Genomic DNA, 24,768 nt, shown 5'->3' with positions numbered 1-24,768 from the left:
CCGATCTTCCAGTCACTGGCCACGCGCCAGGCATAGGCGGCAATGTCCTCGGGAGCGGTGGAGGCCACCATCAGCACAACGACCTGCGAGCCCGTGCAATCACAGGCTTTGTACAGCGTCTGCTCCGGCTGCTGCGCCACCATTGGGCCGAAGGGCAGTTGCGCCGTGCACTCCCGCCTGCAAGCCTGGCGGAGCTGGAGCGCCTGATCACCATGAGCGAGCAGCGCCATACAGGCCAGATTCGCATCTGTGTCGAACCCGGACTGCCGCCCAGCTACCTGTGGCGCGACGCCACGCCGCGCGAGCGCGCCATCACGCTGTTCGGCAAGCTGCGCGTCTGGGATACCGAGCACAACAACGGTGCCCTGATCTACCTGCTGCTGGCCGACCACGCCATCGAAATCGTCGCCGACCGCGCCCTGGCGCGTACCCTGCCTGCGGAGCAATGGCAGACGCTGATCAGCGACATGGGTGCCGCCTTTCAGGGCGGCCATTACGCCATGGGCATGACAGCAGCCCTGGAGCGCGTGAGCCTGCTGCTTGAAACCAACTTTCCGCGTGACCCGCTGCAGCCTGTGCACGATGGCAGCGACAATCTTCCCGATGCTGTCGTGATACAGCACCACTGAAAGGCAGGCACGCTGCGCAGGCCGGGCCGAGCCACCCCCTTCATCAAGCTATCGCGGGCACGGAGGCTGTGATAGCGTCACGCCATTTCATCAAGGAGCATCCACAACATGAAGAATACCCTGGCCCGCCTGGGCCTGCTGGCCGCCGTGCTGACCCTGAGCGCCTGCGCAAGCCCCATCCTCGACGACTCGCAGGAATATGACTATGTGCTCAGCTGCAAGCTGCGCGAAGACGACCCCAAGCGCTGCGAGCAACAGATCCGCGCCCTGTGCCCCGTGCCCGCCAAGGCCGTGACGCACAAGTCGCGCACGGTCGATCCGAAGGACAATGCCGTGACCTACGTGTACCAGGCCCGCTGCGGCGACTGAGTCATGGGGCCGGCGACCGGCCTTGCAGCCTTTCGCACCAAAGAAAAAGCCGCCCGAGGGCGGCTTTCTTGCAGCTGGGACCCGAAGGGGGCTCAGCGCTTTTGGCGGAACTTGCGCAGGGCCGCGATCTGAGCGGCCATGACGGCCAGCTCGGACTGGGCACGCGCCAGATCGACTTCGCTCTTGGCGTTCTTCAGTGCTTCCTCGGCTTCGAGCTTGGCCTTCTCGGCCTTCTCGGCGTCCAGGTCGGCACCGCGGATGGCGGTGTCGGACAGCACGGTCACACAGTTGGGCTGCACTTCCAGGATGCCGCCGGCCACGAAGACGAACTCTTCGCTGCCGTCCGCCATCTCGATACGCACCGAGCCGGGCTTGATGCGCGTGATCAGCGGAGTGTGGCGGGGAAAAATGCCCAGTTCGCCGGATTCACCGGGCAGGGCGACAAAGCGCGCTTCACCGGAGAAGATGGACTCTTCGGCACTGACCACATCAACGTGGATGGTGTTCATCTTTGCTCCTCAGAAAAGGTGGGACTGGAACTTGGAACCGGCAGGGCCCAGATCGGGGACACCGAGCAAGGGCCGCCCCGCAGCGAGGGTGTCGTCCCCCTCCCCCGCGAAGCGGGTAGAGAGGGGGAAGCGACGCAGTCGCTCAGGGGGTGCCGCAGGCTCAAGCCGCCAGCTTCTTGGCCTTCTCGAAGGCTTCGTCGATGGTGCCAACCATGTAGAAGGCCTGCTCGGGCAGGTGATCGCACTCGCCAGCGCAGATCATCTTGAAACCGCGGATGGTTTCAGCCAGCGACACGTACTTGCCGGGAGCGCCAGTGAACACTTCGGCCACGTGGAAAGGCTGCGACAGGAAACGCTGGATCTTGCGGGCGCGGGCCACGGTCAGCTTGTCTTCGGGAGCCAGCTCGTCCATGCCCAGAATGGCGATGATGTCGCGCAGTTCCTTGTAGCGCTGCAGCGTGCCCTGCACTTCACGGGCCACCTTGTAGTGCTCTTCACCCACGACTTGGGGGTCGAGCTGGCGGCTGGTGGAGTCCAGCGGGTCGACGGCGGGGTAGATACCCAGCGAAGCGATGTCACGCGACAGCACCACGGTCGAGTCCAAGTGGGCGAACGTCGTGGCAGGCGAAGGGTCGGTCAAGTCATCGGCAGGCACGTAAACGGCCTGGATGGAAGTGATCGAACCGACCTTGGTCGAGGTGATGCGCTCTTGCAGGCGACCCATTTCCTCGGCCAGCGTGGGCTGGTAGCCCACGGCGGAAGGCATGCGACCCAGCAGGGCGGACACTTCGGTACCGGCCAGCGTGTAGCGGTAGATGTTGTCCACGAAGAACAGCACGTCCTTGCCTTCGTCACGGAAGGCTTCGGCCATGGTCAGGCCGGTCAGCGCCACGCGCAGACGGTTGCCCGGGGGTTCGTTCATCTGACCGTAGACCATGGCCACCTTGGAGTCGTTCAGCGACTCCTGGTTGACCACGCCGGCGTCCGACATTTCGTGATAGAAGTCGTTGCCTTCGCGGGTACGTTCACCCACACCGGCGAACACCGACAGACCACCGTGGCCCTTGGCGATGTTGTTGATGAGTTCCATCATGTTCACGGTCTTGCCCACGCCGGCGCCACCGAACAGACCCACCTTGCCGCCCTTGGCGAAGGGAGAGATCAGGTCGATCACCTTGATGCCGGTTTCCAGCAGTTCCTGCGAAGGCGACAGCTCGTCATAAGCCGGTGCCTTGCGGTGGATGGGGGCCGTCAGGGCCTGATCCACGGGACCACGTTCGTCGATGGGGTTGCCCAGCACGTCCATGATGCGACCCAGCGTCGCCTTGCCCACGGGCACGGTGATGGGGTTGCCGGTGTTGGACACCATCAGGCCGCGACGCAGACCGTCGGACGAACCCAGGGCGATGGTACGCACAACGCCGTCACCCAGCAGTTGCTGCACTTCCAGCGTCAGGGCCGAGCCGTCGAGCTTCAGGGCATCGAACACCTTGGGCATTGCGTTGCGGGGGAACTCGACGTCCACCACAGCGCCAATACATTGAACAATCTTGCCTTGCACTTGAGCCATTTTTTGCTCCAATTAGTTTGTCTGTTAAAGCCGTTTACACCGCAGCGGCGCCAGCCACGATTTCCGACAGTTCGGTCGTGATGGCTGCCTGACGCGTCTTGTTGTAGACGAGCTTCAACTCGCTGATGACGTTGCCGGCGTTGTCGGTAGCGGCCTTCATGGCCACCATGCGCGCCGATTGCTCGGACGCCATGTTTTCCGCGACAGCTTGGTAGACCAGGGACTCTGCGTAACGCACGAGCAGCTCGTCGATCACGGACTGCGCATCGGGTTCGTAGATGTAGTCCCAGCTATGGCCAGACGTCTTCTCGGCCTGCATGCTCTCGGACGACAGGGGCAGCAACTGCTCCACCACCGATTCCTGCTTCATGGTGTTGATGAACTTGGTGTAGCTCAGGTACACCGCGCTCAGCTTGCCCGCTGCGTACGCATCGAGCAGCACCTTCACAGGGCCGATCAGCTTTTCCAGATGGGGCGTATCGCCCAGACCCGTCGCGTGCGAAACCACCTTGGCGCCGACACGGTTCAGAAAGCCCAGACCCTTGTTGCCAATGGCCACTGCTTCTGCCGACACGCCTTGATCCTGCAGCTCCCGCAGCTTGGCCGTGACAGCACGCAACACGTTGGTGTTCATGCCGCCGCACAACCCCTTGTCCGTCGTCACAACGATGACGCCGGCAGTCTTTGCATCACCGTTCACTTGCATGAACGGGTGCACGTACTCGGGGTTGGCTTGGCCAAGATGGACTGCAATGTTGCGGATCTTTTCGCTGTACGGGCGTGCAGCCAGCATCCGTTCCTGCGCCTTGCGCATCTTGGATGCGGCCACCATTTCCATGGCTTTGGTGATCTTCTTGGTGTTTTCCACCGATTTGATCTTGCCGCGAATTTCCTTACCTGCTGCCATGATGGCTCCTCGTCCGGTTTAAGCGAACGACTTCTTGAACGCAACGATGGCGGCGTTCAATTCGGCTTCGGAATCCTTGTCCATGGCCTTGGAAGCGTTCAGCTTGTCGATCAGGGCGCCGTGGCTGGTCTTCAGGAACTGGTGCAGACCAGACTCGAAAGCCAGCACTTGCTTGACCTGGATGTCGTCCATGTAGCCCTTGTTCACTGCGAACAGCGAAGCGCCCATCAAAGCGGTGGACAGGGGGCTGTACTGGGCCTGCTTGAGCAGTTCGGTCACGCGGGCGCCGCGGTCGAGCTGCTTGCGGGTGGCTTCGTCCAGGTCGGAGGCGAACTGCGCGAAGGCAGCCAGCTCACGGTACTGTGCCAGGTCGGTACGGATACCGCCGGATTGGCCCTTGACCAGCTTGGTCTGTGCAGCACCACCGACGCGCGACACCGAGATACCGGCGTTGATGGCGGGGCGGATACCGGCGTTGAACAGGCTGGTTTCCAGGAAGATCTGGCCGTCCGTGATCGAGATCACGTTCGTGGGCACGAAGGCCGACACGTCACCGGCCTGGGTTTCGATGATGGGCAGTGCCGTCAGCGAACCCGTCTTGCCCTTGACTTCACCCTTGGTGAAGGCTTCGACGTAGTCGGCATTCACGCGGGCTGCACGTTCGAGCAGGCGGCTGTGGAGATAGAACACGTCGCCGGGGAAGGCTTCGCGGCCCGGGGGACGGCGCAGCAGCAGCGAAACCTGGCGGTAGGCCACGGCTTGCTTGGACAGGTCGTCATAGACGATCAGGGCGTCTTCGCCGCGGTCGCGGAAGTACTCGCCCATCGTGCAGCCGGAGTAGGCCGACACGTACTGCATGGCAGCGGATTCGGAAGCGGTGGCAGCCACGACGATGGTGTATTCCATCGCGCCGGCCTGCTCCAGGGCACGCACCACGTTCTTGATCGAGGAAGCCTTCTGGCCGATCGCAACGTAGATGCAGGTAACGCCCTGACCCTTCTGGTTGATGATGGCGTCGATGGCCACGGCGGTCTTGCCGGTCTGGCGGTCGCCGATGATCAGTTCGCGCTGGCCACGGCCGACGGGCACCATCGAGTCGATGGACTTGATGCCGGTCTGCAGGGGCTGGTCCACGGACTGGCGTGCGATCACGCCGGGAGCGACCTTCTCGATCACGTCGGTCATCTTGGCGTTGATCGGGCCCTTGCCGTCAATCGGCTGGCCCAGGGCGTTGACCACGCGGCCGATGAGTTCGGGGCCGACGGGCACTTCCAGAATGCGACCCGTGCACTTGACGGTGTCGCCTTCGGAGATGTGCTCGTACTCGCCCAGAATCACGGCGCCGACGGAGTCGCGCTCGAGGTTCAGCGCCAGGCCGAAGGAGGGCTGGCCATCCTTGCCTGCGGGGAATTCCAGCATTTCGCCTTGCATCACGTCCGACAGGCCGTGCACGCGCACGATACCGTCGGTCACCGAAACCACGGTGCCTTCGTTACGGATGTCGCTGCTGCCAGCCAGACCCTCGATGCGGCTCTTGATCAGTTCAGAAATTTCTGCGGGATTGAGTTGCATGACTCTTTCCTTCTTTAGCTTTGGTTAGCCGAGACCTCAGTCGCGTTGTTACGCAATGAGGGCCGCTTTCATTTGTTCCAGGCGGGCCTTGACGGAGGTGTCAAGAACTTCATCACCCACCACGACGCGGATGCCACCGATCAGGGACTGATCTTGCTGCACCGACAGGTTCAGCTTTCGGCCGAAACGCTTCTCCAGCGAAGTCCCGAGGGCAGCCAGTGCGGCAGCATCTATGGGAAAAGCGCTTTGAACCACGGCGTCGGACGAGCCACCGGCGCGGTTCACGAGGCTGCGAAACTGGGCCGCCACTTCTGGCAGGGCTTGCAGTCGGCCGTTTTCAATGATGACGCGCAGAAAGTTGCGAGCGGCATCAGGCAATGCCGAGCCGGCCACGCCGCTGATGACGTCGAACAGTTGTTCGTCGGTCACCTTGGGGTCGTCGGCCAGCTGGCGCAATTGCGGATTGGCGGCAATCGCCGCCAATTCCTCCGCCCAGGCAACAGTGCCGGACAGGTCAGCACCCTGCTGGGTGCTGGCCTTGAACAGGGCATCTGCGTAAGGACGGGCAATGGTGGCGAGTTCTGCCATGTTTGCTCTTCCTTACAGCTCGGTCTTCAGGCGGTTCAGCAGGTCGGCATGGACGCCGGCATCCACTTCCTTGCGCAGGATCTGCTCGGCGCCCTTGACGGCCAGCGCGGCCACTTGCTCGCGCAGGGCTTCACGGGCCTGGACTGTCTGCTGCTCGGCCTCGGCGCGGGCAGCAGCAACAATCTTGTTGCCTTCTTCGGAGGCACGGGCCTTGGCTTCTTCGATGATGGCCTGGGCACGGCGTTCGGCGTCCGCAAGCCGCGATGCCGTTTCGTTGCGCGTCTGGGCCAGTTCCTGCTCGACGCGCTTGTTGGCGGCGGCCAGGTCAGTCTTGGCCTTGTCGGCAGCAGCGAGGCCATCGGCGATTTTCAGAGCTCGTTCATCCAGCGCCTTCGCGATCGGGGGCCACACGAACTTCATCGTGAACAGCACCAGGATCAGGAAAACGATGGCCTGGACGAACAGGGTCGCGTTGATACTCACGGCAACACCTTTCTATCTAGGGCGTTGATCGGAGCTTAGGCCAGGACGAAGGGGTTGGCGAAAGCGAACAGCAGAGCGATAGCAACGCCGATCAGGAAGGCAGCGTCGATCAGACCGGCCAAGATGAACATCTTGGTTTGCAGTTCGTTGATCAGCTCAGGCTGACGTGCCGACGATTCCAGGAACTTGCCACCCATCAGGGCGATACCGATCGAAGCGCCGATAGCGCCCAGACCAACGATCAGACCACAAGCCAGAGCGACGAGACCGAGAATGTTTTCCATGATGACTCCTGAGATTAAAGAAAGAGAAAGGTTGAGAGGGAAAGGAAATGGTCAGTGGGCTTCATGTGCCTGGCCGAGATAGATCAGCGTCAGCATCATGAAAATGAAGGCCTGCAGGGTGATGATCAGAATGTGGAAGATCGCCCAGATAGAGCCTGCAATGATGTGCCCCAAGGGGAGCAACACACCGGAAAGCGACATGGCAGCCGCACCGCCCATCAGAGCGATCAGACAGAACACCAACTCACCAGCGTACATGTTGCCGAACAGTCGCATGCCATGCGAAACCGTCTTGGCGACATATTCAATGATCTGCATGGCCAGGTTGATAACACCCAGGATCAGTGCAAACACGGGATTCTTGCTGGTGCCGAACGGAGCGGTCACCAGTTCGTGGGCCCAGCCGCCCATGCCCTTGATCTTGACGCTGTAGTAGAAGCACAGGATCAGCACGGCCGAGGACAGGCCCAGCGTGGTCGAGAGGTCGGCCGTGGGAACGACCCGCAGGTAGGCGTGCGAGTCACCCTGGGCGCCTTGCCACAGCACTGGCAGCAGGTCCACGGGCAGCATGTCCATGGCGTTCATCATGAAGATCCAGACGAACACGGTCAGCGCCAGGGGCGCGATGAACTTGCGGCTCTGCGCGTTGTGGATGTTGGCCTTGGCCTGGTTGTCCACCATCTCGACCAGCAGCTCTACAGCCGCCTGGAAGCGGCCCGGAACGCCCGATGTGGCCTTGCGCGCGGCAAGCCACAGCACGAACAGGCTCAGCACGCCCAGCGTGGCGCTGACGACGATCGAGTCCAGGTTGATGACCGAAAAGTCGATGATCGACTTTTGCTTGATGTTCTGGAGGTGCTGCAGGTGGTGAACGATGTATTCACTTGCAGTAGGTGCGTGCGCGTCTGCGGCCATCGGTCAACTTCTCTTCAAATATCAATCGGTTTTTCGGACATTGGCTCGCACTATCAGCGCGACCCAATACGTTTTCATGACGATCACCAAGCCCGCCAGCAGCGCCAGCCAACTCAGCCCCGGGACCAGCTTGGGTGCAGCCGCCAGCATGGCAATGCACAGCACCAGCTTCACCAGTTCCCAGCCAAAAATTCCCACCATGGCGGCTGCCGCGCCGCCCGGCCTCTTGCGCACGACGGCGCGCGCAAACAGCGCAGCCGGCAGCACCACCGACAAGGCGCCATAGGCAGCCGACCATCCGACCTCGGCACGCCCCGTCACCAGCCACGCGACCAGTGCCACCAGCACGCCAACCACCGCCTGGACCACCACGAAGCGCCACACAGACATCTGCGGGTTTCGCGTGCGCCACTCCTGAGCCTCCTCGGAGGTCAGGGGCTTGAAGTCGGAATCCTCGCCCTCAAGTTCCCTGTCAGCGTCTGTGTCGGCGGCGTAGTTTTTCATTGGGTTCTCGAAGGCCGCAGACCAGACAAGACTTTTTCACAAAGCCTCTGATTATAAGTAAAAACCCCTGCCGAACGATAGGGGTTGTTACGGGCATGCCCAAAACGGCGGCGGCAGCCTGGCTGTGTGGCAACAGGCCAACAACACCAGCCTCGCACCGCAGGCAGCTTGTTTGTTGTGTGTGGAGTTTTCTTGACCGGCGGCGCGGCAGCCCCAGGCTGCGACATGGCCGCGAACGATAGCGCACAATCGCCTCCAACGCCAAGCGATTAACCTTGATTCACCTATGACCGACGCCCCCACCCCCTCTCCCGCACCAGCAGCCGCGCCGGGCGCGGACCCGCGCAAGGACTCGTTGATCGAGTACCCGTCGCAGTTTCCCATCAAGGTCATGGGCATCAAGGCCGAGCATCTGGTGCACGAGATCACCCAGATCGCCCAGCGCTTCGACCCTGCCTTTGATGCCAGCACCATTGAATTGCGCCCCAGCAGCAGCGGAAAATACCTGGGCGTCACCGTCACCGTGACGGCGACCAGCCGCGAGCAACTCGACGATCTGTACCGCGCCTTCACCTCGCATCCGCTGGTGAAAGTGGTGCTGTGAGCACCCTCGGCGCGCAGCAGACGCCGTCGTTGGACCTGCGCCTGCTGGGCCGCACGGACTACGAGGCCACGGTGCAGGCCATGCAGGCATTCACGAGCGGCCGCGATGCCGGCACGCGCGACGAGCTGTGGATCTGCGAGCACTCCCCGCATTTCACGCAAGGCCTTGCCGGGAAAAGTGACCACTTGCTGAGCCCCGGCAGCATTCCCGTGGTCGCAACCAACCGCGGCGGTCAGGTCACCTACCACGGCCCGGGCCAGGTGGTCGCCTATCCGTTGCTGGACCTGCAGCGCCTGGGCTACTTCGTCAAGGAATACGTGTTCCGCATCGAAGATGCGGTCATCCGCACGCTGGAGCATTTCGGCATCACTGGCCATCGCGTGGAAGGCGCCCCCGGCATCTACGTGCGCCTTGACGATCCTCGCAGCCACGCCATGCTGGCCCAGCGCCCGCAACTGCGCGCACCCGGCTCGCCCGCGCCCCAGCCCGATTTTTCGGGGCTGGGCAAGATTGCGGCCCTGGGCATCAAGGTCAGCCGGCATTGCACCTATCACGGCGTTGCCCTGAATGCCGCCATGGACCTGGAACCCTACGAACGGATCAACCCTTGCGGCTATGCAGGACTGCAAACGGTGGACCTTTCTACAATCGGCGTTCAGACAACCTGGGACGAAGCCGCGCGCGTGCTGGGACGACAGTTGCAGCGCCGCCTAGCCCCCTGAATCCAGAACCATGACCACCAACACCGTCGTGCGCGAAGCGCAGTCCCAAGCCGAGTACAACCCGCTGGCCAAGCAGAAGGCGGCAGCGAAGCTTTCGCGCATCCCGATCAAGGTCGAGCATGGCGAGGCCCTCAAGAAGCCCGAGTGGATCCGCGTCAAGGCGGGCAGCCCCACCACGCGCTTCTACGAGATCAAGGACATCCTGCGCGCCAACAAGCTGCACACGGTCTGTGAGGAAGCCTCCTGCCCCAACATCGGCGAATGTTTCGGCAAGGGCACGGCCACCTTCATGATCATGGGCGACAAGTGCACGCGCCGCTGCCCGTTCTGCGATGTGGGCCACGGCCGCCCCGACCCGCTGGACACCAACGAGCCGCTCAATCTTGCAAAGACGATTGCCGAGCTGCGCCTGAAGTACGTGGTGATCACCAGCGTGGATCGCGACGACCTGCGCGACGGCGGCTCGGGCCACTTCGTGGAGTGCATCAAGAACATCCGCGAGCTCTCGCCGCTGACCCAGATCGAGATCCTGGTGCCCGACTTCCGTGGCCGCGACGACCGTGCGCTGGAAATCCTCAAGGCCGCACCTCCCGATGTGATGAACCACAACCTGGAGACCGCACCGCGCCTGTACAAGGAAGCGCGTCCCGGCTCGGACTACCAGTTCTCGCTGAACCTGCTCAAGAAGTTCAAGGCCTTGCACCCCAAGGTTCCCACCAAGAGCGGCATCATGGTCGGCCTGGGCGAGACCGACGAGGAAATCCTGCAGGTCATGCGCGACATGCGCGCGCATGACATCGACATGCTGACCATCGGCCAATACCTGGCACCCAGCAACAGCCACCTGCCGGTACGTCGCTACGTGCACCCCGACACCTTCAAGATGTTCGAGGAAGAAGCGTACAAGATGGGCTTCACGCATGCAGCCGTGGGCGCCATGGTGCGCTCGAGCTACCACGCGGACCAGCAGGCCCACGCCGCCGGCGTCTGAGCCGGCAACGGCCGCCCGCCTGCAGGGCGACCTTCTTCACGCACTTCGGGGATGGCCATTGCAGGCCATCCCCTTTTTCATGCCTGTAGGCATGGCATTCGGCTACGGGTTTCCACCCGAATACACATTCAGCAACAAACAAGCCATGCCATGTATCACCGGCATCTCGGTTGATCAATTTCCCGATCTCTTTATGATGCCGACTTTCCAAATGCTTTCTGCATTCAAGAAAATCCGAAATACCCAGGAATGCGGCTCATCGACATGAAATCCCGGATTTCAGTCGTTCGGGCGCCGCTCCATTGACAAAGGGAAAATGCTTATGGCCAATGACGAGCAAAAGGACCGTGCAGCATTCGATGCCGCCATACAGGCACTGAAAGCAGAGGTTGCCAATGCCGGGGTACATCTCTCGCTGGACTCATCTGCACGCCTGGCCTATGCCCGACAGATTCAGGCCATGGCCAACGAGCTTCAGTTGCAGGCCACGAGTGGCCGTATCACCTGGGGCCAGGCTGCACAACAGGCCCAGGAGGCGCGCAATGTCATCATGGAGATCATCCGAGGCCGCAGCACCCCAGTGGGCAGAGCCATGGCGCAGCGCATCAAGAGCGAGGGCAAGACGCTCAATGAACTGATTGCCCGCAAGGCCCAGCAATTGCACGGCCCCAACGTGCGGTTCGATCGCCTCACGGCGGCCCAGCAAAATGCCGTGTATGGCGAAATCGTCAAATCCGCCGGCAAGTCCAATGCCGCCATCACCCAGAGAATGCGCATGCTCTCGCGGGCAGGACGCGGCCTCCTGGTCTTCTCCATCGCGGTATCGGTCTACACCATCGCCAACGCAGACAACAAGGTGGAGGCCGCCGGCAAGGAGCTGGCCGTCACAGGTGCCGGGATCGGTGGAGGCATGGCAGGTGGTGCTCTGGCCGGGCTGGCCTGCGGGCCTGGGGCACCCGCCTGCGTGGTGGTCGGCGCATTTGTCGGCGGGGCACTGGCTGCCATAGGCGTCGAATTCCTCTGGTGAAACTTCAGGAGAACAGATGCACATCCTCTCCGACCGGCAGTTGTCACTGCAGCCCACCGCGTCTCATCCTGCAGGGCAGGTACCGCAAAGCCGCCTTGTGCTCAACGGGAATGCCACGGCCATCCTGGTGGACGGCACCATTCTCGAGGCGGCCTTTCAATGGAACAACCTCTACCTTCTGTTCACCACCGATGACACGCCCATGGAGGAGATGCTGCGGATCACGCTGCTCGACGAGAATCTGCAGGCAATCGACAAGGCCGTGATAGGCAGCATGTATTCCACGGGCAGCTTCTCGTTGCTGCCATCGGACGAACGATCGCTGGTGCGGTTTCGATTCATGGGAAATACGGACTGGAGTGTCGAAATCCTGCAGGAACCTGGATTCCGGCTGCCATTTCTTGGCGATCCGCGCGCCGTCACGCGACCCCTGGGGTTTTCGCGGCGCTTTGTCGTGCGAGGCCATCCTGAGCCGGAAAGCAACTGATGCCCAGGCAGTTGAAGACAATAAAAAAGCAGGGCCAACACGCACGCCCTGCTTGAATTGGATGCAATCGTGCCTTCCCTGATCCACGTAGAAAAAAAGCCTGGCTAACCGGCAGACCGCTGGCTGGCAAACCGACTTGCTGCAGGCTGAACAGGCCTGGCGAGTCGCCCCACGATGAAACTGAAAAAGCTTGCAGCTCGAATTCCCCACCAGAGAGCTTCTTGCTGCATTGGAGTGGATCATAACATAGAATGAGAATCAATCGCAACTGAAGTTGTGATTTTTTTGCTGCTTCAGCACTTGAATGACGTCATGGACTCAGCAGCGCTGCCGGGCTGTCTGAACGAAGGACTTCCTGCGCCCATGAGGCCAGCTTGCGTGTGTCGGCGCGCAGGATTTCCTGCTTGACGACCAGGATCTGCGCCGGATGCATGGAAAAGCTGCGCAGGCCCAGGCCGAGCAGCAGGCGCGTCATGCCCACATCGCCGGCAGTCTCCCCGCAGACACAGACGCTCTTGCCTTGCGCCCGTCCTTCGGCAATCACATCCGCCACCAGCTTGAGCACGGCGGGATGCAGGGGATCGTAGAGATGGGCCACGGTCTCGTCGGCGCGGTCGATGGCCAGCGTGTACTGGATCAGGTCGTTGGTGCCAATGGACAGGAAGTCGAAGTAGCGCAGGAAGGTGCGCACGATCAGCGCTGCCGCAGGCACCTCGATCATGGCGCCCAGCTTGACGGGGCCGTGGGCCACGCCGCGGGCGTCAAGCTCGCTTTGCGCCAGCCGCACCTGGGCCAGGGTCTGCTCGATCTCGCTTTGGTGGGCCAGCATGGGGAACAGCAGATGGATCTGCCCGTGCGCCGCCGCACGCAGGATGGCGCGCAACTGGGTGCGGAACATGGCCGGATCGGCCAGGCTCCAGCGGATGGCGCGCAGACCCAGCGCGGGGTTCAGGTAGTAGTCCTTGGGCTGTGCCTTGTCCAGCGGCTTGTCGGCGCCCACGTCCAGCGTGCGTATGGTCACGGGCATGCCCTGCATTCCATCCACGGCTTCGCGGTAGGCGCGGTACTGCTCTTCCTCGCCGGGCAGGTTGCCGCCACGCCCCATGAACAGGAATTCCGTGCGGAACAGCCCCACGCCCACGGCACCTGCATGCACGGCCGCAGGCCCGTCGCCGGGCTGCTCGATATTGGCCAGCAATTCGATGCGCTCTCCGTCCAGCGTCAGCGCGGGCGTGTGGCGCAGGCGCGAGAGGCGCTCGCGCTCCAGCTCGTTCTGGCGCTGGCGAAAGCCATATTCGGCCAGGATGATGGGAGAAGGATCGACGATGACGACGCCTGCGTTGCCATCGATGATGATCCAGTCGTCCTGGCGGATCAGTTGGCCGGCCGCGCGCGCGCCGACCACGGCCGGGATGTCCATGCTGCGCGCCACGATGGCCGTGTGCGAGGTGCGTCCGCCCACGGCCGTGATGAAGCCGGCAAACAGCCGGCTCTTGAACTGCAGCATGTCCACCGGCGACAGGTCCTGCGCTACCAGGACCAGGGGCGCCTCGGTGACTTCGTCGAGCAGCAGCGGCTGTTGCGGCGCGCCCTCCCCCGTTGCATCGGCTCGCGCCAGCGCGGCAGGCGCGGGCACCGGGCTGGCCATGCCCTTCATGTAGCGCAGGATGCGCTCGACCACCTGCTCCAGGTCCGCCTTGCGCTCGCGCAGGTACTCGTCCTCCATCTCGTCGAACTGACGCGAGACGACCTCCAGCTGCGTGGTCAGCGCCCATTCGGCGTTGTAGAGGCGATCGGATATCCAGTGCTTGATGGCGGCGGCCAGGGCCTCGTCCTGCAAAAGCAGCAGGTGGACGTCGAGCAGGGCATCGAGCTCGCCCGGCGCATCCTTGGGCATTTCATCCTGCAGGCGACGCAGCTCGTCGATGACGGCGTTGCGTGCGCTGCGGGCGCGGTCGATTTCCGCATCCACCTGGTCGGGCCGGATGAAGTAGTGCACCACCTCCATGCGGCTGGAGGCCACCACCACCGCGCGACCTATCGCAATGCCCCGTGAAACGGCCAGTCCGTGGATTGCAAACGTCATTGCGCCTGTCCTTTGCCTGCTGCTGCGCAAGCCCCGGGCCGTCGCAATGCGGCAGCGTCCGGGCCCGGCGCGTGTTGCTCTTTTGCGCTCACCGTCTGCCAGCGCAGCGGAGGCCCATCACTGGCCTTCGCCAAATTTGTCGTTGATCAGGGCTGTCAGCGCATCCATGGCTTCCTGCTCCTGCGGTCCTTCGGTTTCCAGCAGCACCTCGGAGCCCATGCCGGCAGCCAGCATCATCACGCCCATGATGCTCTTGGCGTTGATGCGCCGTTCGCCCTTGCTCATCCAGACTTCGCAGGGAAAGCTGCCTGCAAGCTTGGTGAGCTTGGCGGAGGCGCGGGCATGCAGGCCCAGTTTATTGCTGATGGTTATAGGGGTCTTGATCATTGGATGGTCGCGGACTCTGGTTCTGGGGCGTGTTCACGCCCACCTGCATCACCCCATGGCTGCCTCCCGCCAAGGCACGCTCGGCCACGGCTTCCAGCGCCTCGTGGCGATAGCCTATGGAGCGCAGCAGCATGGGCAAGTTCACTCCGGCCACCAGCCGCCCGGCAGGCAACTGCGCCACAAGGCGCTGCGCCACGTTGCAGGGCGTCGCGCCAAAGAGGTCGGTCAGCACCAGCGTGGGCAGCGCCACCAGGCCGCCATGGTCCTCCAGCAACTGCTCGGCACGCATCAGGGTGGCCTCGGGCGGCTCCTGAGCGGGCACATCCAGGGCGAGGACGTCCTCGGCACTGTCGGCGAACACATGCAAGGCGCATTCGCGCAGTGCATGGGCCAAAGGTGCGTGGGTGAACAAAAGGATGCGCGTGGTCATGAAGTCACAGGGTTCGGAGTCGATTATGGCGTGCGCAGGCGCATGCAGGGCAACCTGCGCGCCTGCACTGCGTTCCATGCCACAGCTGCCTCCCGCATCCGTGGCTCCGAAACCTGTTGCCGTGGCTATTGCAGTTGCAGGCTGGCGAAGAAGTTGTTGGCCTCGTCTGTGCGAGGCTTGTCGCTGTAGATCACGGCATGGTAGAGGCGTGCGCCTGCCGGCTCCATTCGTGCAAACCACACGCCATGGGCGGTGAGCTTCCAGCCCTGGGGCCCCACGCCCTCAAACGTGGTCCTCAGCGACTGCGGCAGATTCAGGGCGCCTGCAGGCAGGAAAGGGCCATCTTCCTTGGAGCGCAGTTGCTTGGCGCCTGCCGGCGCCTGGCCCGGAGCACCCGGGTTCATCTGGCCGAGCACGGCTGCCTGCCAGTACGACAGCATCTCGGCGGCTCTGGAGGGCTCGCTGACCAGGAAGTGGGACACCGCGTAGGTTGACGCATCGGCGTCGCATCCCATCATGGACATCTGCACCGTGCCCATGCCCTGGCCCAGCTCCACCGGCCGTGTGGCGGATTGCGGATCGCAGGGCAAGAGCACGCGCAGTGGCGTGCCTTCGACGGCGACCTGCCGCCAATCCAGCCTGGGACTGCAGGCGGCCAGGGGCGCCAACACCAACAGCGCAGCGCCGAGCTGCAGGGCAAGAGCGCGGCTCCTTGCCTTCGAAAAGCTTTCCATCAATGTCATGCCGGCATTATCGGCATGGCCCGACCTGTCCGAGCCCCGAACTTTTGCCCTTGCCGTGCATCGAAGTGCGGTGCACGGCATGCGTGCAGGCCTTCGGGCGCAACTTTGGGCACAATCGTCGCTATGGCAAGCAAACATTGGATCGCAGGCGTGGTGATCGCCGCAGCCGCCGGCATGGGCGCATGGGTGTATTCGGGTGCCGGCCAGACGGCCGCGCCGCAGTCCACCTTCGTGCTGCTGGACGGCAGCAAGCAGACCACGGCCGACCTCAAGGGCAAGGTAACCCTGGTGAATTTCTGGGCCACCAGCTGCACCACCTGCGTGGCCGAGATGCCCGAGATCGTCGCCACCCACCAGAAATTCCAGAGCCAGGGCTTCGAGACCCTGGCCGTGGCCATGAGCTACGACCCGCCCAGCTATGTGGTGAACTTCGCCGATTCGCGCAAGCTACCTTTCAAGGTTGCGCTGGACAACACCGGCGCCGTGGCCCGGGCCTGGGGCGATGTGCAACTGACTCCCACCACCTACATCGTCAACAAGCGCGGCGACATCGTGAAGCGCTACGTGGGAGCACCTGACTTCGCTGAGCTGCATCGGCTGATCGAGAAACTGCTGGCCGAGGCCTGATACGGCGCAGACCAGGGCACAAAAAAACCGGCATCACGCCGGTTTTTCGCATCTGCATGCCGATCAGCGGCTGCGGAAGCTGTCGTGGCAGGCCTTGCAGCTGGCTGCGGCCGGGCCGAAGGCGGCCTTGAGCTGGTCCAGGTTGCCGGACTTGGCCGCCGCCGCGAGCTTGGCCGTCTCGGCCTGCATCTTCTCAGACAGGTCCTGGAACTTGGCCTGCTCCTTCCAGATTTCAGGCTTGGCCTTTCCACCTTCCGTGCCCGCGCCGAACGCGGCCCAAGGCAGCTTGGCCATGAAGGCCACCACCTCGGCGTTTTCCTGGGCCGCCTTGGCATCGAAGGGGATCTTTCCGTTCGCCATGGCGCCCAGGCGCCCGAAGTGCTGGCCCAGCACGGCGAGCGCGCCCTGGCGGTACTTGATGGCGTCTTCGGACTTGGCGAACTGTGCGGACGCGGGCAGCGCCGTGGCGGCCAGCAGGGCGGCCAGCGCCCATGCAGAAACTTTCTTCATCGTGGTTTTCCTTTGGGAGTGTGGGGAAATCTGCCGGGCCAGTATCGCAGCGGCGTCTTGCCGATGCCGCTTTGATTGACCACGGCCAGGGTGCATTCCTGGTCATCGCAGGAATGCGGGGCGGCACAATGCCCTTATCCCCACCCCAGCTCTCATGCCATGGCACAAAAATCGACCGCACAAGGCGCCGCCAAGCACAAGGTCCGTATCTGGGACCTGCCCACCCGGCTGTTTCACTGGCTGCTGGCCGCAACCGTGATTGCCCTGGTCGTGACGGCCAAGCTGGGCGGCAATGCCATGAACTGGCATCTGCTGCTGGGCCATGCCATGCTGGCCCTGCTGCTGTTCCGCCTGCTCTGGGGCCTGCTGGGCGGCCGCTGGTCGCGCTTTGCCAGCTTCATGCATGCGCCTGCCACCGTGCTGCGCCATGTGCGGGGGCAAGGAACGGAGAGCGACAGCGCAGGCCACAGCCCGCTGGGCGCCCTGTCCGTGTTTGCCATGCTGGCCGTGCTGGTCGCCCAGGTTGGCAGCGGGTTGCTCAGCGATGACGAGATTGCGTTCTCCGGGCCGCTGGGCCGCTTTGTATCGGGCGACACCGTGGCACAGGCCACCGCCTACCACGCGCACTGGGGGCAGTATCTGCTGTACGCGCTGGTGGCCCTGCACCTGTTGGCCATCATGTTCTATGCCTGGCGCGGACGGGGTCTGGTACGCGCCATGGTGACGGGAGACAAGCACTTGCCCGAACCCCTGCCCTCTTCACGCGACACGGCAGCCAGCCGCCTGCTGGCATTGGTCCTGGCGTTTGTGGCGGGGGCCGCCGCATGGTGGGTACAGCAGCTGGGAGGTGCTTTCTGACGGCGTGGCCAGACGTTGCCAGCTTGCCGCTACACTGCGTTTTCCGTCGTTTTAGCCAAGTGCCCGTGGACAAGCCCGCTGTCGCCTTGCTGGCGCCGAATCCCCTGGAAGACATGGACGAAGTCCGCCAGATCTTCCAGGAGTACGCCGCAAGCCTGGATGTCGATCTGCAATTTCAAGATTTCGAGGCCGAGATCGCCGATCTGCCTGGCGACTACGCCTCGCCGCGCGGCCACATCCTGCTGGCCAAGGTCGATGGCGCCGTGGCCGGCTGCTGCGCCTTGCGCCCGCTGGACAACTGCGATTACGCCAACGCCGCCGAGATGAAGCGCCTGTTCGTGCGCAAGGCCTTTCGCGGTTTCGGCCTGGGCCGCCAGCTCGCCGAGGCCATGCTCGATGTGGCGCGTCAGGCAGGCTATGACCATGTGCTGCTGGACACGCTGGACGACATGGAATCGGCCCGCGCCCTCTACGCAGATCTGGGCTTCGAGGAAATCCCGCCCTACTATCACAACCCCGTCGCGGGGGCGCATTACCTCAAGGCCGATATCTTCTAGGGCCCGGCAGGAGCAGCACCCTGAAATACAAAAAGGCATTGCACCTGGGTGCAATGCCTTTTTTCGCAAAAGCGCGCTGCCCAGGCCCGGCAGGCCTGCAGCACGATCAGGATCAGGCCTTGGCCTGGCCCAGCAGGGTGGCAGCGTCGCTGACTTCGAACTTGCCAGGGCCTTCCACGTTCAGCGTGGCGACCTTGCCGTCCTTGACCAGCATGGAGTAGCGGTTGCTGCGCAGGCCCAGGCCCTTGCCGTTCAGGTCCAGCGTCAGGCCGGTGGCCTTGGCGAAGGCGGCATCGCCGTCGGCCAGCATGCGCACCTTGCCGTCGGTCTTCTGGTCACGGGCCCACGCGCCCATCACGAAGGCGTCGTTGACCGACAGGCACCAGATCTCGTCCACGCCGGCAGCCTTGAAGGCTTCGGCCTGCTCCACGAAGCCGGGCACATGCTTGGCCGAGCAGGTGGGAGTGAATGCGCCGGGCACGGCGAAGACCGCGATGGTCTTGCCGGCAGCGGCTTCGGGCAGCTTCACGGGGTTGGGGCCGATGCTGCAGCCATTGCCTTCGACTTCCACGTATTCCATCAGGGTGGCCGCGGGCAGGGCATCTCCGACTTTGATCATCTCTATCTCCTTTGTGGTGCAAAACCGGGGGCCGCCGAAATGGCGGACCCCAAACGAAAAAACGACCCACATTGTGGGTCGTTTCCTGTGGCCTTGCAGCCGGTGGGCCTGTGTAGGCTTACACCAGAGCAGCCTTTTGCACCAAGCGGGTAGCAACCCAGTTCTTGGTCTTGGACAGCGGGCGGCTTTCCGTGATTTCAACCACGTCGCCCAGCTTGTATTCACCTTGCTCGTCGTGAGCGTGGTACTTGCTGGACTTGATCATGATCTTGTCATAGATCGGGTGCTTGACGCGGCGTTCAACCATGACCGTCACGGTCTTGGCACGCTTGTCGCTGACCACCTTGCCAATCAAGGTGCGCTTGAGGGATTTTTTAGCTTCCGTCATGTCGGCTTCCTGATTACTTGGCGGCTTGCTTTTCAGCAAGGATGGTCTTGGCGCGGGCGATGTCACGGCGCGTGGTACGCAGCGTGTTCGTGTTACCCAGCTGTTGCGTAGCCTTTTGCATACGCAGGCCAAAGTGAGCCTTTTGCAGGGACTTCACTTCGGCTTCCAGGCCGGCAACGTCTTTTTGGCGGAGTTCAGCAGCTTTCGTCATGTTGTTCTCCTTAGGCACCAATTTGACGGGACACGAAGGTCGTACGCAGCGGCAGCTTTGCAGCGGCCAGGCGGAACGCTTCACGAGCCAGCTCTTCAGGGACGCCCACGATTTCGTAGAGCACCTTGCCGGGCTGGATTTCGGCCACGTAGTACTCGGGGTTGCCCTTACCGTTACCCATACGCACTTCTGCGGGCTTGGTAGAGATTGGCTTGTCCGGGAACACGCGGATCCAGATACGACCGCCACGCTTGACGTGACGCGAGATCGCGCGGCGAGCCGCTTCGATCTGGCGAGCCGTCAGGCGACCACGGTCAGTGGACTTCAGGCCGAAGTCACCGAAAGCAACGGAGTTACCACGCGTTGCGATACCGGTGTTGCGACCCTTTTGCTCCTTGCGGTATTTGCGGCGAGCAGGTTGCAGCATCTTTATTCTCCTTTACCGTCCGCTGCTGTAGCGGGCGCGTCAGTCTTGCGAACGCGCTTAACGGAATCAGCGCCAGCGCCGGCGGGCTTATCGCTGCCGTCAGCAGGTGCTGCGTTAGCGCCTGCGGGGCGGCGGGCACCACGGCCAGCACCGTCACGACGACCATCGCCGCGACCATCACGGCGGGGGCCGCGAGGACGACGTTCTTCTTCGGGGCGGGGGGTCTCGGCTGCCGGCAGGTCGTTACGACCCAGCGTGTCACCCTTGTAGACCCAGACCTTCACACCGATCACACCGTAGGTCGTCTTGGCTTCGGAGAAGCCATAGTCGATGTCGGCGCGCAGTGTGTGAAGTGGCACACGGCCTTCGCGATACCACTCGCAACGTGCAATTTCGATACCGTTCAGACGGCCCGAAGACATGATCTTGATGCCTTGGGCACCCAGACGCATGGCGTTTTGCATTGCACGCTTCATGGCGCGGCGGAACATGATGCGCTTTTCGAGCTGCTGGCAGATCGAATCGGCGATCAGCTTGGCATCGATTTCAGGCTTGCGCACTTCTTCGATGTTCACAGCCACGGGCACGCCCAGACGGGTCGCGAGTTCCTTCTTCAGGTTCTCGATGTCCTCGCCCTTCTTGCCGATCACGACACCAGGACGTGCCGAGAAGATCGTGATGCGGGCGTTCTTTGCAGGACGCTCGATCAGGATGCGCGACACGGCGGCATTCTTCAGCTTGGCCTTCAGGAACTCGCGCACCTTGATGTCTTCGGCCAGCATGCCGGCGAAGTCACGGTTGCTTGCGTACCAACGGCTGGCCCAGTTGCGGCTGACCGCCAGGCGGAAGCCGGTAGGATGGATTTTCTGTCCCATATTCTTCCCAGGCCTTTCAGTTGCCAACCGTCACGTACACGTGGCACGTGGGCTTGCTGATGCGATTGCCGCGGCCCTTTGCACGCGCGGTGAAGCGCTTGAGCGTGGTGCCTTGTTCGACGAAGATGGTCTTGACCTTCAGTTCGTCGATGTCGGCGCCGTCGTTGTGCTCGGCGTTGGCGATGGCGGACTCGAGCACCTTCTTGATGATCACGGCAGCTTTTTTCTGCGTGAACGTCAGGATGTTCAGGGCTTGGTCCACTTTCTTGCCGCGGATCAGGTCCGCGACCAGGCGACCCTTGTCCACAGACAGGCGGACGCCACGGAGAACAGCACGTGTTTCAGACATGTTCTATTCCTTACTTCTTGGCTTTTTTGTCCGCCGGGTGACCCTTGAAGGTACGGGTCAGCGCGAATTCGCCGAGCTTGTGGCCGACCATCTGGTCAGTCACATACACGGGCACGTGCTGCTTGCCGTTGTGCACGGCGATGGTCAGACCGATGAACTCGGGCAGAACCATGGAGCGACGCGACCAGGTCTTGACGGGCTTCTTGTCCTTGGTGGCGACGGCCTTCTCGGCCTTTGCCAGCAAGTGATGGTCAACAAACGGACCCTTTTTAAGAGAACGAGTCATTTGCTACCCTTTACTTCTTGCGACGCGACACAATCATCGACTGCGTGCGCTTGTTGTTACGGGTACGGTAGCCCTTCGTCAGGTTGCCCCATGGGTCAACAGCGTGACGACCTTCACCGGTCTTGCCTTCACCACCACCGTGCGGGTGATCGACAGGGTTCATCACCACGCCGCGAACGGTCGGGCGGATACCCATCCAGCGCTTCACACCGGCCTTGCCCAGACGGCGCAGGCTGTGCTCTTCGTTGGCGACTTCACCGATGGTCGCGCGGCATTCGATGTGCACCTTGCGCACTTCGCCGGAACGCATACGCACTTGGGCGTAGATGCCTTCACGGGCCAGCAGCGTAGCCGACGTACCTGCCGAACGGGCGATCTGCGCGCCAGCGCCGATCTTCAGTTCGATGCAGTGGATGGTCGAACCCACGGGGATGTTGCGGATCGGCAGGGTGTTGCCCACGCGGATCGGGGCTTCCGAGCCGCTGACGATCGTTGCGCCGACTTCCAGGTTGCGCGGAGCAATGATGTAGCGACGCTCGCCGTCGGCATAGCACACCAGAGCGATGTGGGCCGTGCGGTTGGGGTCGTACTCAATGCGCTCGACCTTGGCGGGGATGCCGTCCTTGGTGCGCTTGAAGTCCACCACGCGATAGTGGTGCTTGTGGCCACCGCCCTTGTGACGGGTGGTGATGTGACCGTTGTTGTTACGGCCCGACTTCTGGTGCTGAGGCTCCAGCAGGGGGGCGAAACCTGCACCCTTGTGCAGATGGTCACGCGTGACCTTGACCGTGCCGCGTTGGCCGGGGGTCGTCGGTTTGAGCTTGATAACAGCCATGATTACGCAGCCTCCCCGGACAGGTTCAGCTCTTGACCGGGCTTGAGCATCACATAGGCCTTGCGAACGTGGTCGCGGCGGCCGGTGGTCTTGCCAAAGCGCTTGGTCTTGCCCTTGATGTTCACCACGGAGACACCAGCAACTTCCACCTTGAACATCAGTTCCACGGCGGCCTTGATTTCATGCTTGGTGGCGCTCTGCAGCACCTTGAACGTCACGGCGTTGGACTTCTCTGCAACCATGGTGGCCTTTTCGGACACGATGGGAGCAACCAACACCTGCATCAGACGACCTTCGTCAAACTTGAGCGTGCTCATTCGAACATCTCCTTGAGTTTGTCGATCGCACCCTTGGTGACGAGCACTTTCTTGTAGTGCACCAGCGACACGGGGTCGGCGTAGCGCGGCTCGACCACGAACACGTTCTTCAGATTGCGGGAAGCCAGGTACAGGTTCTCGTCGACTTCTTCAGCGATCACCATGACCGATTCCAGGTTCATGGCCTTGAACTTGTCGGCCAGCACCTTGGTCTTGGGGCTTTCGAGCTTGAGCGAGTCCACCACGGCCAGACGGCCTTCGCGGGCCAGCTGCGACAGGATGGCAACCATACCGGCGCGGTACATCTTCTTGTTGATCTTCTGCGTGAAGTTTTCTTCAGGCAGATTCGGGAAGATGCGGCCGCCGCCACGCCACAGAGGCGAGGAAGACATACCGGCACGAGCACGGCCGGTGCCCTTTTGCTTGAACGGCTTGGCAGTCGTGTGACGAACCTGCTCGCGGTCCTTCTGAGCGCGAGTGCCCTGGCGTGCGTTGGCACGGTAGGCGATCACGATCTGGTGGACGAGGTCTTCGTTGAATTCACGACCGAAAACAGTCTCGGGCGCATCGAACTTGGATGCGGCCTGGCCTTGTTCATTCAGGAGTTCGAGCTGCATTAGTTCGCTCCCTTGGAAGCTTTGGCCTTGATGGCGGGGCGCACCGTCACGAAGCCACCCTTGGAGCCCGGAACAGCGCCCTTGATCAAGAGCAGTTGGCGTGCTTCGTCAATGCGAACCACGTCGAGATTTTGGGTGGTGATGGTTTCATCGCCCATGTGACCGGTCATCTTCTTGCCCGGGAACACGCGACCTGGATCCTGGGCCATCGAGATGGAGCCGGGAACATTGTGCGAACGGCTGTTGCCGTGCGAGGCGCGCTGCGAGCGGAAGTTGTGACGCTTGATGGTGCCGGCGAAGCCCTTACCGATGGAAGTGCCTTGCACGTCCACCTTCTGGCCCACCGAGAACAGCTCGGCGACGGGCAGGACGGAGCCTGCGGCGTACTTGCCAGCGGTTTCTTCGGTCACGCGGAATTCACCCATCACTTCACCGGCTTCGACACCTGCCTTGGCAAGGTGGCCGGCTTCTGGCTTGGTCACGCGAGATGCCTTGCGCGAACCGAAAGTGACCTGCAGGGCCACGTAGCCATCGTTCTCTTGGGTTTTGACCTGAGTCACACGGTTGTTGGACACATCCACCACCGTGACGGGCACTGCGTCCCCGTCATCGGTGAACAGACGCATCATGCCCACCTTGCGACCCAGCAACCCGAGGGAGTTGCTCAGACTCATTTGTTTGCTCCAAAACTTCCGCCGCTGAAACTGCAATTGGCCCAGCGTTGCGCTCCCGCCCCAGATGTCCAAGGCCTTGCGCACGAAAGAAGGTTGATAAAACTTCGCTCAAGAAAGGCGAAGCCCCAAATTTTAACGCGAACTGCCTTTTCAAGCAAGTTCGCGTTAAATCAAAGCCCTTCAACGGCCCCGCAAGGGGCCCGTGAAGTTCTTATTGCAGCTTGATCTCGACGTCCACGCCTGCGGGCAGGTCCAGCTTCATCAGAGCGTCAACCGTCTTGTCAGTCGGGTCAACGATGTCCATCAGGCGCTGGTGGGTGCGGATTTCGAACTGGTCGCGGCTGGTCTTGTTGACGTGCGGCGAGCGCAGGATGTCGAAACGCTTCATGCGTGTCGGCAGGGGCACGGGACCCTTGACGATCGCGCCGGTGCGCTTGGCGGTGTCAACGATTTCAGCAGCCGACTGGTCGATCAGCTTGTAGTCAAACGCCTTCAGGCGGATGCGGATTTTTTGCTTGGACATTGTGTATTCCTAGTTTTCCAAGAATTACGCAATGATCTTTGCAACCACGCCAGCGCCCACGGTACGGCCACCTTCGCGGATAGCGAAGCGCAGACCTTCTTCCATGGCGATGGGGGCGATCAGCTTGACGGTGATCGACACGTTGTCGCCAGGCATCACCATTTCCTTGTCGGCGGGCAGCTCGATGGAGCCGGTCACGTCGGTCGTACGGAAATAGAACTGGGGACGGTAGTTGTTGAAGAACGGAGTGTGGCGACCACCTTCGTCCTTGGACAGCACGTACACCTC

The 24,768-nt window shown here is 62.4% G+C and carries 37 protein-coding genes and 2 pseudogenes; 11 read left to right on the top strand and 28 right to left on the bottom strand.

The features are described 5' to 3' along the window. Nucleotides 1–95: pseudogene (locus tag A9976_RS31690) on the bottom strand (YgcG family protein); the annotation flags it as partial. Nucleotides 96–98: 3 nt separating this feature from the next. Between A9976_RS31690 and A9976_RS31140 the strand changes: the two are divergent. Both A9976_RS31140 and A9976_RS31135 read left to right on the top strand, forming a co-directional pair. Continuing rightward, nucleotides 99–629, top strand: coding sequence for a TPM domain-containing protein (locus A9976_RS31140; RefSeq protein ID WP_183022157.1), 531 nt, complete (start codon nucleotides 99–101; stop codon nucleotides 627–629). 108 nt (nucleotides 630–737) lie between these two features. Beyond that, nucleotides 738–998, top strand: coding sequence for a hypothetical protein (locus tag A9976_RS31135; RefSeq protein ID WP_012202359.1), 261 nt, complete (start codon nucleotides 738–740; stop codon nucleotides 996–998). A gap of 92 nt (nucleotides 999–1,090) precedes the next feature. Here A9976_RS31135 and A9976_RS31130 read toward each other — a convergent pair whose 3' ends face one another. The 9 genes from A9976_RS31130 to A9976_RS31090 all read right to left on the bottom strand — a co-directional run bounded on the left by A9976_RS31130 (nucleotide 1,091) and on the right by A9976_RS31090 (nucleotide 8,330). Further along, a complete protein-coding gene (locus A9976_RS31130) occupies nucleotides 1,091–1,507 on the bottom strand; it encodes a F0F1 ATP synthase subunit epsilon (RefSeq protein WP_012202358.1) in 417 nt (138 codons plus the stop codon). 160 nt (nucleotides 1,508–1,667) lie between these two features. Further along, nucleotides 1,668–3,077, bottom strand: a complete 1,410-nt coding sequence (atpD, locus tag A9976_RS31125; protein WP_012202357.1) for a F0F1 ATP synthase subunit beta — start codon at nucleotides 3,075–3,077, stop codon at nucleotides 1,668–1,670. A gap of 34 nt (nucleotides 3,078–3,111) precedes the next feature. After that, nucleotides 3,112–3,984, bottom strand: a complete 873-nt coding sequence (gene atpG / locus A9976_RS31120; RefSeq protein WP_012202356.1) for a F0F1 ATP synthase subunit gamma — start codon at nucleotides 3,982–3,984, stop codon at nucleotides 3,112–3,114. Nucleotides 3,985–4,002: 18 nt separating this feature from the next. Continuing rightward, a complete protein-coding gene (atpA, locus tag A9976_RS31115; protein ID WP_016448495.1) occupies nucleotides 4,003–5,556 on the bottom strand; it encodes a F0F1 ATP synthase subunit alpha in 1,554 nt (517 codons plus the stop codon). Nucleotides 5,557–5,604: 48 nt separating this feature from the next. Beyond that, nucleotides 5,605–6,144, bottom strand: coding sequence for a F0F1 ATP synthase subunit delta (locus A9976_RS31110; protein ID WP_012202354.1), 540 nt, complete (start codon nucleotides 6,142–6,144; stop codon nucleotides 5,605–5,607). A 12-nt stretch (nucleotides 6,145–6,156) separates the two neighbouring features. After that, nucleotides 6,157–6,627 carry a F0F1 ATP synthase subunit B gene (locus A9976_RS31105; RefSeq protein WP_012202353.1) on the bottom strand — a complete coding sequence of 157 codons (471 nt, stop codon included), beginning with the start codon at nucleotides 6,625–6,627 and terminating at the stop codon, nucleotides 6,157–6,159. 35 nt (nucleotides 6,628–6,662) lie between these two features. Further along, on the bottom strand, nucleotides 6,663–6,911 hold the full coding sequence (atpE, locus tag A9976_RS31100) for a F0F1 ATP synthase subunit C (protein WP_011803767.1): 249 nt from the start codon (nucleotides 6,909–6,911) through the stop codon (nucleotides 6,663–6,665). 51 nt (nucleotides 6,912–6,962) lie between these two features. Further along, nucleotides 6,963–7,826: a F0F1 ATP synthase subunit A gene (gene atpB, locus A9976_RS31095; protein WP_183022156.1), complete on the bottom strand. Its 864-nt coding sequence runs from the start codon at nucleotides 7,824–7,826 to the stop codon at nucleotides 6,963–6,965. A 21-nt stretch (nucleotides 7,827–7,847) separates the two neighbouring features. After that, nucleotides 7,848–8,330: an ATP synthase subunit I gene (locus A9976_RS31090; RefSeq protein ID WP_012202351.1), complete on the bottom strand. Its 483-nt coding sequence runs from the start codon at nucleotides 8,328–8,330 to the stop codon at nucleotides 7,848–7,850. Between the two features lie 286 nt (nucleotides 8,331–8,616). Between A9976_RS31090 and A9976_RS31085 the strand changes: the two genes are divergently transcribed. From A9976_RS31085 to A9976_RS31060, 6 genes are all read left to right on the top strand, one after another. Then, nucleotides 8,617–8,934, top strand: a complete 318-nt coding sequence (locus A9976_RS31085; RefSeq protein ID WP_183022155.1) for a YbeD family protein — start codon at nucleotides 8,617–8,619, stop codon at nucleotides 8,932–8,934. Beyond that, nucleotides 8,931–9,656, top strand: a complete 726-nt coding sequence (gene lipB, locus A9976_RS31080) for a lipoyl(octanoyl) transferase LipB (protein WP_183022154.1) — start codon at nucleotides 8,931–8,933, stop codon at nucleotides 9,654–9,656. Before A9976_RS31085 ends, lipB begins: the two co-directional genes overlap by 4 nt. 10 nt (nucleotides 9,657–9,666) lie before the next feature. Next, entirely contained in the window at nucleotides 9,667–10,647 is a 981-nt protein-coding gene (gene lipA, locus A9976_RS31075) for a lipoyl synthase (RefSeq protein WP_013800257.1), read from the top strand. 91 nt (nucleotides 10,648–10,738) lie between these two features. Next, nucleotides 10,739–10,915, top strand: a complete 177-nt coding sequence (locus tag A9976_RS31070) for a hypothetical protein (RefSeq protein WP_183022153.1) — start codon at nucleotides 10,739–10,741, stop codon at nucleotides 10,913–10,915. A 48-nt stretch (nucleotides 10,916–10,963) separates the two neighbouring features. Beyond that, nucleotides 10,964–11,674 carry a hypothetical protein gene (locus A9976_RS31065; protein WP_183022152.1) on the top strand — a complete coding sequence of 237 codons (711 nt, stop codon included), beginning with the start codon at nucleotides 10,964–10,966 and terminating at the stop codon, nucleotides 11,672–11,674. Nucleotides 11,675–11,690: 16 nt separating this feature from the next. Beyond that, entirely contained in the window at nucleotides 11,691–12,161 is a 471-nt protein-coding gene (locus A9976_RS31060; protein ID WP_183022151.1) for a hypothetical protein, read from the top strand. 310 nt (nucleotides 12,162–12,471) lie between these two features. Here A9976_RS31060 and ptsP read toward each other — a convergent pair whose 3' ends face one another. The 4 genes from ptsP to A9976_RS31040 form a co-directional block, all read right to left on the bottom strand. Beyond that, nucleotides 12,472–14,247: a phosphoenolpyruvate--protein phosphotransferase gene (ptsP, locus tag A9976_RS31055; RefSeq protein WP_183022150.1), complete on the bottom strand. Its 1,776-nt coding sequence runs from the start codon at nucleotides 14,245–14,247 to the stop codon at nucleotides 12,472–12,474. 117 nt (nucleotides 14,248–14,364) lie between these two features. Then, a complete protein-coding gene (locus A9976_RS31050) occupies nucleotides 14,365–14,634 on the bottom strand; it encodes an HPr family phosphocarrier protein (protein WP_012202346.1) in 270 nt (89 codons plus the stop codon). Next, on the bottom strand, nucleotides 14,603–15,064 hold the full coding sequence (locus tag A9976_RS31045) for a PTS sugar transporter subunit IIA (RefSeq protein ID WP_170962107.1): 462 nt from the start codon (nucleotides 15,062–15,064) through the stop codon (nucleotides 14,603–14,605). Before A9976_RS31045 ends, A9976_RS31050 begins: the two co-directional genes overlap by 32 nt. Nucleotides 15,065–15,189: 125 nt before the next feature. Beyond that, a complete protein-coding gene (locus tag A9976_RS31040) occupies nucleotides 15,190–15,798 on the bottom strand; it encodes a hypothetical protein (RefSeq protein ID WP_183022149.1) in 609 nt (202 codons plus the stop codon). Nucleotides 15,799–15,930: 132 nt separating this feature from the next. On the opposite strand from A9976_RS31040, the gene A9976_RS31035 reads away from it, so the two are divergent. Next, nucleotides 15,931–16,434, top strand: a complete 504-nt coding sequence (locus tag A9976_RS31035; protein WP_043780365.1) for a TlpA disulfide reductase family protein — start codon at nucleotides 15,931–15,933, stop codon at nucleotides 16,432–16,434. 63 nt (nucleotides 16,435–16,497) lie between these two features. Here the strand turns inward: A9976_RS31035 and A9976_RS31030 are convergent, their stop codons facing one another. After that, nucleotides 16,498–16,944, bottom strand: coding sequence for a cytochrome c (locus A9976_RS31030; RefSeq protein ID WP_183022148.1), 447 nt, complete (start codon nucleotides 16,942–16,944; stop codon nucleotides 16,498–16,500). A gap of 159 nt (nucleotides 16,945–17,103) precedes the next feature. On the opposite strand from A9976_RS31030, the gene A9976_RS31025 reads away from it, so the two are divergent. Both A9976_RS31025 and A9976_RS31020 read left to right on the top strand, forming a co-directional pair. Beyond that, entirely contained in the window at nucleotides 17,104–17,802 is a 699-nt protein-coding gene (locus A9976_RS31025) for a cytochrome b/b6 domain-containing protein (RefSeq protein ID WP_183022147.1), read from the top strand. Nucleotides 17,803–17,867: 65 nt separating this feature from the next. Then, nucleotides 17,868–18,359, top strand: coding sequence for a GNAT family N-acetyltransferase (locus tag A9976_RS31020; RefSeq protein ID WP_183022146.1), 492 nt, complete (start codon nucleotides 17,868–17,870; stop codon nucleotides 18,357–18,359). A gap of 112 nt (nucleotides 18,360–18,471) precedes the next feature. Here the strand turns inward: A9976_RS31020 and A9976_RS31015 are convergent, their stop codons facing one another. The 13 genes and pseudogenes from A9976_RS31015 to tuf all read right to left on the bottom strand — a co-directional run. Next, on the bottom strand, nucleotides 18,472–18,978 hold the full coding sequence (locus tag A9976_RS31015) for a peroxiredoxin (RefSeq protein WP_013800250.1): 507 nt from the start codon (nucleotides 18,976–18,978) through the stop codon (nucleotides 18,472–18,474). Nucleotides 18,979–19,096: 118 nt separating this feature from the next. Further along, entirely contained in the window at nucleotides 19,097–19,366 is a 270-nt protein-coding gene (rpsQ, locus tag A9976_RS31010; RefSeq protein WP_012202338.1) for a 30S ribosomal protein S17, read from the bottom strand. A 13-nt stretch (nucleotides 19,367–19,379) separates the two neighbouring features. Continuing rightward, complete coding sequence (gene rpmC, locus A9976_RS31005) at nucleotides 19,380–19,577, bottom strand: 50S ribosomal protein L29 (RefSeq protein WP_012202337.1); 198 nt, start codon at nucleotides 19,575–19,577, stop codon at nucleotides 19,380–19,382. Between the two features lie 10 nt (nucleotides 19,578–19,587). After that, nucleotides 19,588–20,004 carry a 50S ribosomal protein L16 gene (gene rplP, locus A9976_RS31000; RefSeq protein ID WP_012202336.1) on the bottom strand — a complete coding sequence of 139 codons (417 nt, stop codon included), beginning with the start codon at nucleotides 20,002–20,004 and terminating at the stop codon, nucleotides 19,588–19,590. A 2-nt stretch (nucleotides 20,005–20,006) separates the two neighbouring features. Then, nucleotides 20,007–20,879 (bottom strand): 30S ribosomal protein S3, encoded by an 873-nt coding sequence (gene rpsC / locus A9976_RS30995; protein ID WP_012202335.1) that lies wholly within the window; start codon nucleotides 20,877–20,879, stop codon nucleotides 20,007–20,009. A gap of 16 nt (nucleotides 20,880–20,895) precedes the next feature. Further along, complete coding sequence (gene rplV, locus A9976_RS30990) at nucleotides 20,896–21,228, bottom strand: 50S ribosomal protein L22 (RefSeq protein WP_012202334.1); 333 nt, start codon at nucleotides 21,226–21,228, stop codon at nucleotides 20,896–20,898. A gap of 10 nt (nucleotides 21,229–21,238) precedes the next feature. Continuing rightward, complete coding sequence (rpsS, locus tag A9976_RS30985) at nucleotides 21,239–21,514, bottom strand: 30S ribosomal protein S19 (RefSeq protein ID WP_012202333.1); 276 nt, start codon at nucleotides 21,512–21,514, stop codon at nucleotides 21,239–21,241. A 10-nt stretch (nucleotides 21,515–21,524) separates the two neighbouring features. Then, nucleotides 21,525–22,349, bottom strand: coding sequence for a 50S ribosomal protein L2 (rplB, locus tag A9976_RS30980; RefSeq protein WP_012202332.1), 825 nt, complete (start codon nucleotides 22,347–22,349; stop codon nucleotides 21,525–21,527). A 2-nt stretch (nucleotides 22,350–22,351) separates the two neighbouring features. Then, nucleotides 22,352–22,666, bottom strand: coding sequence for a 50S ribosomal protein L23 (gene rplW, locus A9976_RS30975; RefSeq protein ID WP_012202331.1), 315 nt, complete (start codon nucleotides 22,664–22,666; stop codon nucleotides 22,352–22,354). After that, entirely contained in the window at nucleotides 22,663–23,283 is a 621-nt protein-coding gene (rplD, locus tag A9976_RS30970) for a 50S ribosomal protein L4 (RefSeq protein ID WP_012202330.1), read from the bottom strand. The genes rplW and rplD overlap by 4 nt, the downstream gene beginning before the upstream one ends. Continuing rightward, nucleotides 23,283–23,957 carry a 50S ribosomal protein L3 gene (gene rplC / locus A9976_RS30965; protein WP_012202329.1) on the bottom strand — a complete coding sequence of 225 codons (675 nt, stop codon included), beginning with the start codon at nucleotides 23,955–23,957 and terminating at the stop codon, nucleotides 23,283–23,285. Before rplC ends, rplD begins: the two co-directional genes overlap by 1 nt. A gap of 211 nt (nucleotides 23,958–24,168) precedes the next feature. Continuing rightward, nucleotides 24,169–24,480, bottom strand: a complete 312-nt coding sequence (gene rpsJ, locus A9976_RS30960) for a 30S ribosomal protein S10 (protein ID WP_003059431.1) — start codon at nucleotides 24,478–24,480, stop codon at nucleotides 24,169–24,171. 24 nt (nucleotides 24,481–24,504) lie between these two features. Beyond that, nucleotides 24,505–24,768, bottom strand: a pseudogene (tuf, locus tag A9976_RS30955) (elongation factor Tu); the annotation flags it as partial.

This window comes from Delftia sp. UME58 (assembly GCF_014170385.1).
Lineage (GTDB): Bacteria > Pseudomonadota > Gammaproteobacteria > Burkholderiales > Burkholderiaceae_C > Comamonas > Comamonas acidovorans.
The sequence above is the reverse complement of the archived record's forward strand: the minus strand, read 5'-3'. Positions and strand labels throughout refer to the sequence as shown.

Coding starts and splice junctions, on each gene's coding strand:
- A9976_RS31135 (WP_012202359.1), top strand. CDS start 738: ATGAAGAATACCCTGGCCCGCCTGGGCCTGCTGGCCGCCGTGCTGACC.
- A9976_RS31130 (WP_012202358.1), bottom strand. CDS start 1,507: ATGAACACCATCCACGTTGATGTGGTCAGTGCCGAAGAGTCCATCTTC.
- atpD (WP_012202357.1), bottom strand. CDS start 3,077: ATGGCTCAAGTGCAAGGCAAGATTGTTCAATGTATTGGCGCTGTGGTG.
- atpG (WP_012202356.1), bottom strand. CDS start 3,984: ATGGCAGCAGGTAAGGAAATTCGCGGCAAGATCAAATCGGTGGAAAAC.
- atpA (WP_016448495.1), bottom strand. CDS start 5,556: ATGCAACTCAATCCCGCAGAAATTTCTGAACTGATCAAGAGCCGCATC.
- A9976_RS31110 (WP_012202354.1), bottom strand. CDS start 6,144: ATGGCAGAACTCGCCACCATTGCCCGTCCTTACGCAGATGCCCTGTTC.
- atpE (WP_011803767.1), bottom strand. CDS start 6,911: ATGGAAAACATTCTCGGTCTCGTCGCTCTGGCTTGTGGTCTGATCGTT.
- atpB (WP_183022156.1), bottom strand. CDS start 7,826: ATGGCCGCAGACGCGCACGCACCTACTGCAAGTGAATACATCGTTCAC.
- A9976_RS31090 (WP_012202351.1), bottom strand. CDS start 8,330: ATGAAAAACTACGCCGCCGACACAGACGCTGACAGGGAACTTGAGGGC.
- A9976_RS31085 (WP_183022155.1), top strand. CDS start 8,617: ATGACCGACGCCCCCACCCCCTCTCCCGCACCAGCAGCCGCGCCGGGC.
- lipA (WP_013800257.1), top strand. CDS start 9,667: ATGACCACCAACACCGTCGTGCGCGAAGCGCAGTCCCAAGCCGAGTAC.
- A9976_RS31070 (WP_183022153.1), top strand. CDS start 10,739: ATGGCATTCGGCTACGGGTTTCCACCCGAATACACATTCAGCAACAAA.
- A9976_RS31065 (WP_183022152.1), top strand. CDS start 10,964: ATGCTTATGGCCAATGACGAGCAAAAGGACCGTGCAGCATTCGATGCC.
- A9976_RS31060 (WP_183022151.1), top strand. CDS start 11,691: ATGCACATCCTCTCCGACCGGCAGTTGTCACTGCAGCCCACCGCGTCT.
- ptsP (WP_183022150.1), bottom strand. CDS start 14,247: ATGACGTTTGCAATCCACGGACTGGCCGTTTCACGGGGCATTGCGATA.
- A9976_RS31050 (WP_012202346.1), bottom strand. CDS start 14,634: ATGATCAAGACCCCTATAACCATCAGCAATAAACTGGGCCTGCATGCC.
- A9976_RS31045 (WP_170962107.1), bottom strand. CDS start 15,064: ATGACCACGCGCATCCTTTTGTTCACCCACGCACCTTTGGCCCATGCA.
- A9976_RS31040 (WP_183022149.1), bottom strand. CDS start 15,798: ATGGAAAGCTTTTCGAAGGCAAGGAGCCGCGCTCTTGCCCTGCAGCTC.
- A9976_RS31035 (WP_043780365.1), top strand. CDS start 15,931: ATGGCAAGCAAACATTGGATCGCAGGCGTGGTGATCGCCGCAGCCGCC.
- A9976_RS31030 (WP_183022148.1), bottom strand. CDS start 16,944: ATGAAGAAAGTTTCTGCATGGGCGCTGGCCGCCCTGCTGGCCGCCACG.
- A9976_RS31025 (WP_183022147.1), top strand. CDS start 17,104: ATGGCACAAAAATCGACCGCACAAGGCGCCGCCAAGCACAAGGTCCGT.
- A9976_RS31015 (WP_013800250.1), bottom strand. CDS start 18,978: ATGATCAAAGTCGGAGATGCCCTGCCCGCGGCCACCCTGATGGAATAC.
- rpsQ (WP_012202338.1), bottom strand. CDS start 19,366: ATGACGGAAGCTAAAAAATCCCTCAAGCGCACCTTGATTGGCAAGGTG.
- rpmC (WP_012202337.1), bottom strand. CDS start 19,577: ATGACGAAAGCTGCTGAACTCCGCCAAAAAGACGTTGCCGGCCTGGAA.
- rplP (WP_012202336.1), bottom strand. CDS start 20,004: ATGCTGCAACCTGCTCGCCGCAAATACCGCAAGGAGCAAAAGGGTCGC.
- rpsC (WP_012202335.1), bottom strand. CDS start 20,879: ATGGGACAGAAAATCCATCCTACCGGCTTCCGCCTGGCGGTCAGCCGC.
- rplV (WP_012202334.1), bottom strand. CDS start 21,228: ATGTCTGAAACACGTGCTGTTCTCCGTGGCGTCCGCCTGTCTGTGGAC.
- rpsS (WP_012202333.1), bottom strand. CDS start 21,514: ATGACTCGTTCTCTTAAAAAGGGTCCGTTTGTTGACCATCACTTGCTG.
- rplB (WP_012202332.1), bottom strand. CDS start 22,349: ATGGCTGTTATCAAGCTCAAACCGACGACCCCCGGCCAACGCGGCACG.
- rplW (WP_012202331.1), bottom strand. CDS start 22,666: ATGAGCACGCTCAAGTTTGACGAAGGTCGTCTGATGCAGGTGTTGGTT.
- rplD (WP_012202330.1), bottom strand. CDS start 23,283: ATGCAGCTCGAACTCCTGAATGAACAAGGCCAGGCCGCATCCAAGTTC.
- rplC (WP_012202329.1), bottom strand. CDS start 23,957: ATGAGTCTGAGCAACTCCCTCGGGTTGCTGGGTCGCAAGGTGGGCATG.
- rpsJ (WP_003059431.1), bottom strand. CDS start 24,480: ATGTCCAAGCAAAAAATCCGCATCCGCCTGAAGGCGTTTGACTACAAG.